Here is a 1703-nt window from a genome sequence, read left to right as displayed (position 1 = left end):
AAGAGCTACCGCCAAGAGCTACCACCAAGGGCTACCACCAAGGGCTTTAACCAAGAGTTATCACCAATGTTTGATCATAATTGAATATTTGGTTTATACCAAAGCGTAGATGTGAAATAGTTATAGTCCAAATATTGAACTATCTGATAAGAAGGATACGGTTAGTTAGTGAGTATTGATTTAGTGTGCTTTTATGCTTTGCTACATCGCAATAAACGGATACGAGTCATTTTTATATAGACAAATGTGATAAGTCTATCATATTTGCTAGTCAGTAGCCTCAGGAAAAACAATCAAGTGTATTTACAAAAGCAACATTTTTTCATTTCATATGAAGCGATAACTCTTAACAAATGAAATATATTTTTTTGTTTGTAGATAGGAAATTGTGTTATTTTAAAAAAATTAGAACCGATAAATCAATGCTTAAATCAATACTTAATAGGTATAAGCGGGTGTTTTGGGATGGAAATAAAACCCGCTTCCTCCGTATCGATTTGTTAAATTATTTTTGTAAAAAGGTGACAGCCTTTTTAATAGAATAATCTAGGAGGCAACATTATGACAGATCAATACTTAAAGGATTTATGTGAGCAAAATCGCGATCCAAAGGCTAAAGGTTTACTATCATTGGAAGAATTGTCTATGAGTGGCAAAATGCCAAGAGGATTTGACGGGACTCCAGAGGAGTTCTACAAATCATTCTTTACCGAGAAAATGACACCGAACATGGGGATTGTGGAAGGAGACAGATTTCAGCTTTATTTCAGAAATCGTACGGCTTACCCTGTAATTCCGACTGATGTCTCGCAGATTGAATTTGCTAAGAAGCAAATCTTGAAAACTTATCCAAAGGAAGTCTATGGGGTAGAAGATATTGATATCGAATATGATGAAATTGAAGAAGTTCCTGTTGGAAAATTTAACACGAAGGACCAACTGAATCCCAAAGATCATTTTTTTGCTATTTATGGTAGTAAACCTGGTGATTTCTATTTTACCCAGGGCGACCAGAATTACAAGTGGGTCACTGGCAGAACAAGGCTGTTAGAAATTGGCGATGCAATGCCAGTTAGTGAAAAGAAGGGGACAATAGGGACATGCTACCTGATTACGCCAAAAGACTATTGCCCCGAAAATTTTTATCATTGGGCAATGAAGCACTCCTACAATGGTAAACGTTTCGTTAAACAGGTAATTTGTGAGCCTGACAAAGACAAGTTTATTCACGTACTTGAGACATGCGTGAATGCACTGCAAAAAAATGATGCAATTATTTTGGATGATTTTCAAGAGGTTTTGAGACAAATTAAGTTCAGTCACTTAGGTATTTTAATACAAAATAACTCTGGGAAAGGCAGCGTTTTATTTTCAGATAAAGATGCACGAATGTTTAAAAGTTACTATGAAATTTGTCAATTGCAGGAATTCGCCGTAACAAAACCATTTGTCGAAAAATTTCAGCAAGCATTTCGCGAACTGAATGAATATTATTAAAAGAATGACATCAGAAGGCTTTTGTCATCTGGGAAAGGTCAAGGGGAAACTGATGCAAAAATCAACAGAAAGGTTTCCTCTCGTTTCACAAAGGAATGTTGGAGCGGTAAACGGAAGTGAATCCTTTGTGGTTTACTTAGAGTTCTCTTCAGCGATTGGAAAAAAGCACCCTCAGACTGACTAGTAATACTAGTAGTATCGGGGGT

At 36.2% G+C, this 1703-nt stretch carries 1 protein-coding gene; it reads left to right on the top strand.

Annotated elements, in window-relative coordinates:
* Positions 1-561: 561 nt before the first annotated feature.
* Positions 562-1497 carry a hypothetical protein gene (locus tag RV13_RS20305; protein WP_060789658.1) on the top strand — a complete coding sequence of 312 codons (936 nt, stop codon included), beginning with the start codon at positions 562-564 and terminating at the stop codon, positions 1495-1497.
* The last annotated feature ends 206 nt before the right edge of the window (positions 1498-1703 follow it).

This window comes from Enterococcus raffinosus (genome assembly GCF_001886185.1).
GTDB classification, from domain to species: Bacteria; Bacillota; Bacilli; order Lactobacillales; family Enterococcaceae; genus Enterococcus_A; species Enterococcus_A raffinosus.
The sequence above is the reverse complement of the archived record's forward strand: the minus strand, read 5'-3'. Positions and strand labels throughout refer to the sequence as shown.

Excerpts from the sequence above, each read along its gene's own strand:
- RV13_RS20305 (WP_060789658.1), top strand. The coding sequence starts at position 562 with ATGACAGATCAATACTTAAAGGATTTATGTGAGCAAAATCGCGATCCA.